At 64.9% G+C, this 7,120-nt stretch carries 8 protein-coding genes and 1 pseudogene; 2 read left to right on the top strand and 7 right to left on the bottom strand.

From position 1 onward, the window contains the following. Both AB3X94_RS03395 and AB3X94_RS03390 read right to left on the bottom strand, forming a co-directional pair. A partial coding sequence (locus AB3X94_RS03395; RefSeq protein WP_368610770.1) for a DHA2 family efflux MFS transporter permease subunit occupies nucleotides 1–1,170 on the bottom strand: 1,170 nt, incomplete at its 3' end. Between the two features lie 79 nt (nucleotides 1,171–1,249). After that, a complete protein-coding gene (locus tag AB3X94_RS03390) occupies nucleotides 1,250–1,687 on the bottom strand; it encodes a MarR family winged helix-turn-helix transcriptional regulator (protein WP_368610769.1) in 438 nt (145 codons plus the stop codon). A gap of 297 nt (nucleotides 1,688–1,984) precedes the next feature. On the opposite strand from AB3X94_RS03390, the gene AB3X94_RS03385 reads away from it, so the two are divergent. Beyond that, the gene (locus AB3X94_RS03385; protein WP_176108447.1) at nucleotides 1,985–2,695 is read left to right on the top strand and encodes an SDR family NAD(P)-dependent oxidoreductase; all 711 of its coding nucleotides are present in this window, start codon (nucleotides 1,985–1,987) and stop codon (nucleotides 2,693–2,695) included. A 32-nt stretch (nucleotides 2,696–2,727) separates the two neighbouring features. On the opposite strand, the gene AB3X94_RS03380 is transcribed toward AB3X94_RS03385, so the two are convergent. The 4 genes from AB3X94_RS03380 to AB3X94_RS03365 all read right to left on the bottom strand — a co-directional run bounded on the left by AB3X94_RS03380 (nucleotide 2,728) and on the right by AB3X94_RS03365 (nucleotide 5,532). After that, nucleotides 2,728–3,681: a LysR family transcriptional regulator gene (locus AB3X94_RS03380; protein WP_368610768.1), complete on the bottom strand. Its 954-nt coding sequence runs from the start codon at nucleotides 3,679–3,681 to the stop codon at nucleotides 2,728–2,730. 79 nt (nucleotides 3,682–3,760) lie between these two features. Next, on the bottom strand, nucleotides 3,761–4,861 hold the full coding sequence (locus tag AB3X94_RS03375) for a nitronate monooxygenase family protein (protein ID WP_176108445.1): 1,101 nt from the start codon (nucleotides 4,859–4,861) through the stop codon (nucleotides 3,761–3,763). Nucleotides 4,862–4,919: 58 nt separating this feature from the next. Further along, nucleotides 4,920–5,129, bottom strand: a complete 210-nt coding sequence (locus AB3X94_RS03370) for a hypothetical protein (protein ID WP_217710223.1) — start codon at nucleotides 5,127–5,129, stop codon at nucleotides 4,920–4,922. Between the two features lie 127 nt (nucleotides 5,130–5,256). Beyond that, on the bottom strand, nucleotides 5,257–5,532 hold the full coding sequence (locus AB3X94_RS03365) for a DUF1488 domain-containing protein (RefSeq protein ID WP_176108444.1): 276 nt from the start codon (nucleotides 5,530–5,532) through the stop codon (nucleotides 5,257–5,259). Between AB3X94_RS03365 and AB3X94_RS03360 the strand changes: the two genes are divergently transcribed. Next, nucleotides 5,527–5,679, top strand: a complete 153-nt coding sequence (locus tag AB3X94_RS03360; protein WP_368610767.1) for a hypothetical protein — start codon at nucleotides 5,527–5,529, stop codon at nucleotides 5,677–5,679. The genes AB3X94_RS03365 and AB3X94_RS03360 overlap by 6 nt on opposite strands. Before the next feature lie 23 nt (nucleotides 5,680–5,702). Here the strand turns inward: AB3X94_RS03360 and chrA are convergent. Continuing rightward, a pseudogene (gene chrA / locus AB3X94_RS03355) lies at nucleotides 5,703–6,945 on the bottom strand (chromate efflux transporter). Between the last annotated feature and the right edge of the window lie 175 nt (nucleotides 6,946–7,120).

Raw genomic sequence — 7,120 nt, 5'->3', positions numbered from 1 at the left:
GATCGCCGTCAGCGGCGTAAAGAACAACGCGGTCGGGATGCCTTGCAGCAGCGTCGGCAGCACGAGGGTCCACGCGTCTACGCCGGTCGTATAGTTCGAGCGCATGAAAAACACCGCAGCGAATCCGGCGAACGCAAGCGTGGCGAGCACCCGCATGTCCGAGCGCGGCATGATCTTGCCCATCACCGGCGCGAGGATCACGGCGAAAATGCCGAGCGGCGCGGTCACGAGCCCCGCATCCACCGCCCGGTAGCCGAGGAAGCCCTGAATCCACTGCGGCAGGATCACGAGGTTGGCGAAGAAGATCGCGTAGGCGACCGAAATCGCAATCGTGCCGCCGAGGAAGTTACGTCTGGCGAAAAGCCGCAGGTTGACGATCGGCTTTTCCTCGGTCAACTCCCAGATCAGGAAGAACAGGAAGCTGACCACGGCGACGATCGTCAGCACCCAGATTACCGGCGAGCTGAACCAGTCGAGGTCGCGGCCCTTGTCGAGCATGATCTGCAGCGGCGCGACCCAGGCGATCAGTGAGATCAGCCCGACCTTGTCGATCGGGAGCTTGCGCGACGGCGTCTCGCGATCGCGGCAGACCACCCAGATCGCACCGGCGGCAAACAGGCCGACCGGCACGTTGATGTAGAAAATCCACGACCAGCTGTAGCTGTCGGTGATCCAGCCGCCGAGCGCGGGGCCCGCGATCGGCCCGACCGTCGCCGTCATCGCCCACAGCGCAAGCGCGCTCGAGCCTTTTTCCTTGGGAAACGACGCGAGCAGCATGGCCTGCGACAGCGGCACCAGCGGCCCCGCCACCGCGCCCTGCACGACGCGCGCGACGAGCAGCACCAGCAGGTTCGGAGCGAGTCCGCACGCCGCCGATGACAGCACGAACAGCAGGATCGCCCAGACGAACAGCTTGACCTGGCCGATGCGCTGCGTGAGCCACCCCGTCAACGGAATCGACACCGCGTTGGCCGCGGCAAACAGCGTAATGACCCATGTGCCTTCGTCGATCGACACGCCGAGGTTGCCCGACAGCGTCGGAATCGCGACGTTGGCGATCGACGAATCGAGCACGTTCATGAAGGTGGCGAGCGCTACGGCAAACGTGCCGAGTGCGAACTTTGCGCCAGTCAGCTGGGCCGGCGCGCCCGGGTTGGTCGGTGGATTCATGTCCTCGTCTCGGTTCGGAGCGCCCTTCAGTGCCGGGCGATTATCTGCATTGTCAGATAAGTGGTTGAAAAAAACCGCCTTAGCGGTCGAGCAGTCTTGAAAGAAGCAGGCTCAACGCGTCGAAGTCCGACTTCGAGAAGTGCGAAAGCCGCTCGCTCCATGCTCCCTGGACAACCCGTGTGTGGCGCGCGGCGATGGCTCGCCCTTTCTGCGTCAATGAAACATTGCCGAGTCGACGATCCCTGCCGTTGCGGGCGCGCTCGATCAATCCGCTGTCTTCGAGCCTGTCCAGCACGCGGGTCATCCGTGTCGGGTGCACGCCAGCCAATTTCGACAGGGCGGCCGGTGTTTTCGCGCTCCCGCGCGCCAGCGTGAGCAGAACGCCGCGCTGCTGCAGATTGAGTCCTGCATCCGCGAGCCCTGCCCTGAGTTCGCTTGCAATCAGCTGACGCGCCTGACCCAGCACGGACACCAGCTTCTGCGTCCGCTCGAAGTCTTCGTTGATCGAATCGTCCATCGATCGCCTCTTCGGTATCTGACTTCAATATATTTGACTATGCAGATTTGTGCAAGCGCATTTCCTCGCCGTATGCGCTACGCGGTGCAAAACTGAATTGATCTACCGGCGACAATCGCGACCGGCACCGACAGGACGACTGCCGACACGTGTCATCACTCACCGCTTGTTCCTGCGGCTCACAAGTGTTTGTCCGCGCCCTGTATGCAAAAGCGGAGCACGACTGCATAAATTAGTAGCCATCGGAGCCAACAGTCCGATCACAGATTGCTGATCCAACCAACTTCGAGGTTCACTATGAGTCAGTCTCCCAAAGTCATCGTGGTCACCGGTGCATCGCAAGGCATCGGCGCCGAAACCGTCAAGGCATTTCGCAAGCTCGGCCATAACGTGGTCGCGACATCGCGCAGCATCAAGCCGTCCGACGATCCCAACCTCGTCACGGTGGCCGGTGACATTGCCGATCCGGCCACCGCCCGACGCGTGATCGACACAGCGGTGGCACGTTTCGGTCGTGTCGATACGCTCGTGAACAATGCGGGCATTTTCGTGGCCAAGCCGTTCACGCAGTACACGGCCGAAGATTACGCGACCATCACCAGCATCAATCTCGCGGGCTTCTTCCACATCACGCAGTTGGCGATCGCCGAGATGGAGAAGCATGAGCGCGGCCATGTGGTCAGCATCACGACGACCCTCGTCGATCACGCGATCGACGGTGTGCCGTCCGTGCTGGCCTCGCTGACCAAGGGCGGCCTCGCCGCCGCGACCCGCTCGCTTGCGATCGAGTACGCGAAGCGCGGCATTCGCGCCAATGCAGTTTCGCCCGGCATCATCAAGTCACCGATGCATGCGCCCGAAACCCATGCGGCGCTCGGCGCATTGCATCCGGTAGGTCATATGGGCGAGATGAGCGACATCGTGAATGCGATCCTCTATCTCGACTCGGCGCCGTTCGTGACCGGCGAGATCCTGCATGTGGACGGCGGCCAGAGCGCGGGCCACTGAGCGGGGCCATGCGATGAAGACGCGCGCGCCGCTCAGTGCGCGCGCGTGCGTGGCGCGGGCACAGGGGGTGTCGTGGGCGTGGCCAACTGCTCGATCAGAAATTCGACGAAAACCCGCACGCGCGAAGTCAGATAGCGCGCGTGCGGATAAAGCAGGATGAATGGCCGCGTACGCCCGCCCGCTTCGCGCAACACTTCCACGAGCCGACCTTCGCGCAGGTCGTCGGCCACGACGAAGCGATAAGTCTGAAAGAGACCCGCGCCGGCACGCGCGAGCGTCACGCCGGCGAGCGCATCGCCCGAGGTTCCATAGCTTCCCCGGGTCAGCACGTCGCCATTGTCAGCCGAGCCCTCGAAGGTCCACGCGAGATGACGCCCGCTGCTCGGCATTTCGAACTGGATGCACTCGTGGGTCTGCAGGTCCTCGACGGTGTTCGGCACCCCCGCGCGTTGCAGGTAAGTGGGCGTCGCCACCACGACCATTTCCGCATCTTCGAGCTTGCGCGCGACGAGGTTTGAATCGGCCGGTGCGCGTCCGCGTATCGCCAGATCGAAACCTTCGTCCGCGAAGTCGATGTTGCGGTTGCTCAGGTGCGTCTCGACCTGGACTTGCGGATAGCGCTCGCGAAACGCCGGCAGCAGCGGCAACTCGCGATAGTGCCCATACGGCGTCGGCATGCTGATGCGCAGCATGCCTGCCGGTGTGGTTTGCTCGCCCGTCACTTCGCGCTCGGCGTCCATCAGTTGCGACAACGCCTGACGGCACTGCTCGAAGTAGCGCCGCCCCGCGTCGGTCAGACGGATCTGGCGCGTCGTGCGCACGAACAGGCGCACGCCGAGCCGTTCCTCGAGCCGCGCCACCGAGCGGCTCACCGCCGCCGGCGTGACACTCGCGGCGTTGGCCGCGAGCGTAAAGCTTCCGAGCTCCGCCGCGAAACAGAAGAGCTCGATGCTGCCCAGCAGCAGATCGTCGAATTTGCGTTGCATGCCTGTCTCCCTTTGTTTTTTTGTTTCGAGGATGCGTGCCGATGTTTTCGATCGATGCGAGGCATGAAAATCAGACTGCTCAGTTCCACACCGATTGCAGCCGCTCGATACTTTCACGCGTTTCGCGTTCGAGTTGCGCGATCAGTTCGCCGGCGGGCATCGAACGCGCAAGCGGCGCGGCCTGCCCCGCCCATTGCGCGCCGTAGCCGAACTCACCCTTGGCTTTGGCGGCAGCATTGAGCGCCTTGCCGGCGTCGTAAGTGATCGGATAGGAAGGCGTTTGCGGGGCCTGCGGGTCCTCGCCGAGCGCCGTGAAGCGATTGACGATGCTGCGCGCGAGGCGCCCCGATATGGCCGAAGTGAATGTCGTCGAGCGCGCCGCATCGCTGAGCAACGCGCTGCGATAAGCGTCGTCGATCGAGGTCTCCGGGCATGCGACGAAGGCCGTGCCCATTTGCGCCGCCTGCGCGCCCAGCGCAAGCGCGGCCGCGATGCCGGCGCCGTCCATGATGCCGCCCGCCGCGATCACGGGCAGGTCGAACTCGCTCGCCAGCAGACGCGTCAATGCGAACGTGCCGAGGCGCTCGTCGCGCGAGGTCGTGTCGAATATGCCGCGATGACCGCCCGCCTCGATGCCCTGCGCGACGATCGCATCGACGCCTGCTTCGACGGCCGTCGCCGCTTCGTCGAGATTGGTCGCGCTCGCCAGCAAACGGATGCCCGCGTGCTTCAGTTGCGCGATCACCGCATCGGGCGGCAAGCCGAAATGGAAGCTGACGACGGCCGGCTTCTCCGCGAGCAGCATCGCCTGCATCGCGGTGTCGACGACGAAGCTCGTGTAGATCTCGGAGAGCGCTTGCGGCGGCGTCGCGCCGTATTGCCGGAACACCGGTTCGAGCCAGGCGAGCCATGCACGCTCGACGGCCGCATCGGGTGTGGCCGGGCGATGGCAGAACACATTGATGTTGAACGGTTTCGTGGTTAGCTCGCGGGTCTGGTGGATCGCGCGGCGCGCGTTCTCCGCGTTCATCGCGGCAACGCCGAGCGAGCCCAGACCGCCCGCGTTCGACACCGCGGCCGCGAGCGCCGGCGTGGTGACGCCGGCCATCGGCGCCTGAATGATCGGCTTGTGGATGCCGAGCGTGCGCAGTAACGCGCGATTGTCCGCTTGAGTGCTCATGTTCCCTTCCCACCGGATGCGTTAAAAGGTTCAATGTACCTGCCGGCTTGCCTGCCTGTCAGGCTCCAGCGCGGCCGTGCGCCCAGCGCGCGAGGCCACCGCAGGCGATCAGCCGCGCGCCGGTCACGAAGAATACACGGTGATGATCGGCTCGATCGACTGGTTGGCGAGCGGATGCATAGCCGCCTACCAAACCGGCGATCAAACGCAGCGCGATCAGCTCGTCAACATTGTGCGCCACGCCGATCAACGGCAGCGCCAGGGCCATACCGATCGCCGGTACAGACGAAACCGTCGCATTCATTTCGCGCTGCGCGCGGCAAACGGATCGACGGCGAGTGCGAGAAGGAGCGCCACCGCGCCAATCGCGTAGAGCACCGGATAATTGCCGCCGGTCACGCGGAGAACCTGAAGAACCCGCTGTGCAGCAGCACGGGCTTCGCGCCGACCTCCTCGAGCAGCTGTTTGGCGGCCTGCTCGATCTGATAGCGGTGCGCGAGGAACGCCTGGACCAGATCGTCCTCGCGCAGCGAGCGCGCGCCGAAGTGATCTTCGAGCGCCTCGGCGGTAATCGCGCACTGCACGGACCGATCGTCGACGTGCGCCGGAAACGCCAGCACCAGATCGCGGGCGCAGTATTCGGGCATGCAGGATGGAAAGGAAATATGCATGGTGACGCCCCCAAGCGCATGAAGTGCCGCGACGTCTCCAGCTTAATCACGCAATCCACCGCGGATTTGACGTACGTCAAGGCGGCGTTCCGCGTCATCAGCGGTGGCGTCGCGTCGTGCTGCGGCAAACGCACCGAGGCCGCGTGATCGTCCGTGCGCCATTAGCGCTGTCAGAGCGGGTGCCACACGGTTTGAGCAACGCCGGCCGCCACACACAGCACGACAACCGCAAGCGGCGGCACCTTCCAGCGCAGTAACAGCAAAAAGCCGATACACGCGACCGCGAAATCCGTCGCGGACAACACCGCGCTCGTCCACACCGGCGAATAGAGCGCGGCGGCCAGCAGGCCGACCACCGCGGCATTGACGCCGGCAAGCGCCGCTGCCATCGCCGCACGCGCTCGCAGCGCCTGCCACCACGGCAATGCGGCGAGCACGAGCAGCAGTCCCGGCAGAAAGATGCCCACTGTCGCCAGCAGTGCGCCGCTCCAGTGTCTGGGTGGCAGCGCCATCATCCAGCCGAGAAACGCCGCGAACGTGAATAGAGGTCCAGGTACGGCCTGGGCCGCGCCATAGCCGGCCAGGAAGTCGTTGGGCGAGACCCATCCGGTCGCGACGGTTTCACGCTGCAAAAGCGGCAGCACCACGTGCCCGCCGCCGAACACGAGCGCGCCCGAGCGATAGAACACGTCGAATACGCGCAGGCCTTGCGAGGGCCCGCTTGCCGCCCATAGCGGCAACGCGAACAGCAATGCGCAAAACATCACTAGCGCGACGATGCCCGCCGTGCGCGACACCTGAAAAATCGCCGGCCCGCAGAGGAGTGGCGCGTGGCGCTTGCGCCGCCGTGGTTCGGCACAGAGTGACACCGAGCACGGCGCCGGCGCCGATCACGATCAGTTGGGCGTAGACGGTGCCAAGCACACTCAGCAATACGAGCGATGCGAGCGCGATCGCCGCGCGGCGGCGATCCGGACACAGACGCCGCGCCATGTCCCAGACGGCCTGCGCGACGACGGCCACCGCGACGAGTTTCAGGCCATGGATCACAGCCGTGCCGAGCGCTCCGCCGAGGTCCGGCGCGATCGCGGCAAAGGCCAGCATCACGAGTACCGACGGCAGCGTGAAGCCGCACCAGGCGGCAACGCCCCCGGCCCACCCGGCCCGCAGCAACCCGATCGAAAATCCCGCCTGGCTGCTCGCGGGGCCCGGCAGAAACTGGCACAGGCCGACCAGGTCGGTGAAGGCTTCGTCGTCGAGCCAGCGGCGCTGCTCGACGAACTCGCGCCGGAAGTAACCGATGTGAGCGATCGGGCCACCGAAACTGGTCAGCCCGAGTTTGAGAAATGCGCTGAACACCTCGATAACGCGCGTGAACCGTGAGCGGCGCGGCGACGACAAATCAGTATCCATGGATGGGCGGGGCGAGCGATGCCGATTTCGCGAGGTGGCGGAGCCACGGGTCGGCGACAGGGCCTCGTGTTTTGACGACGCACAGTATAGAGGTCTGCCGCGCGACCATGCGCCGCATCCGCGATTGATCTGGGCCAATCGTGCGCTTTCGAATGGAGTTGCAGCCAGGTCGCAA

Origin of the sequence: Paraburkholderia sp. BR10923 (assembly GCF_040948765.1) — a bacterium.
In the GTDB taxonomy this organism is placed as follows: Bacteria; Pseudomonadota; Gammaproteobacteria; order Burkholderiales; family Burkholderiaceae; genus Paraburkholderia; species Paraburkholderia youngii.
The sequence above is the reverse complement of the archived record's forward strand: the minus strand, read 5'-3'. Positions and strand labels throughout refer to the sequence as shown.

What these genes read in the sequence shown, in the direction of transcription:
- AB3X94_RS03390 (WP_368610769.1), bottom strand. Translation starts at nt 1,687, where the DNA reads ATGGACGATTCGATCAACGAAGACTTCGAGCGGACGCAGAAGCTGGTG.
- AB3X94_RS03385 (WP_176108447.1), top strand. Translation starts at nt 1,985, where the DNA reads ATGAGTCAGTCTCCCAAAGTCATCGTGGTCACCGGTGCATCGCAAGGC.
- AB3X94_RS03380 (WP_368610768.1), bottom strand. Translation starts at nt 3,681, where the DNA reads ATGCAACGCAAATTCGACGATCTGCTGCTGGGCAGCATCGAGCTCTTC.
- AB3X94_RS03375 (WP_176108445.1), bottom strand. Translation starts at nt 4,861, where the DNA reads ATGAGCACTCAAGCGGACAATCGCGCGTTACTGCGCACGCTCGGCATC.
- AB3X94_RS03370 (WP_217710223.1), bottom strand. Translation starts at nt 5,129, where the DNA reads ATGGCCCTGGCGCTGCCGTTGATCGGCGTGGCGCACAATGTTGACGAG.
- AB3X94_RS03360 (WP_368610767.1), top strand. Translation starts at nt 5,527, where the DNA reads ATGCATGGTGACGCCCCCAAGCGCATGAAGTGCCGCGACGTCTCCAGC.
- AB3X94_RS03365 (WP_176108444.1), bottom strand. Translation starts at nt 5,532, where the DNA reads ATGCATATTTCCTTTCCATCCTGCATGCCCGAATACTGCGCCCGCGAT.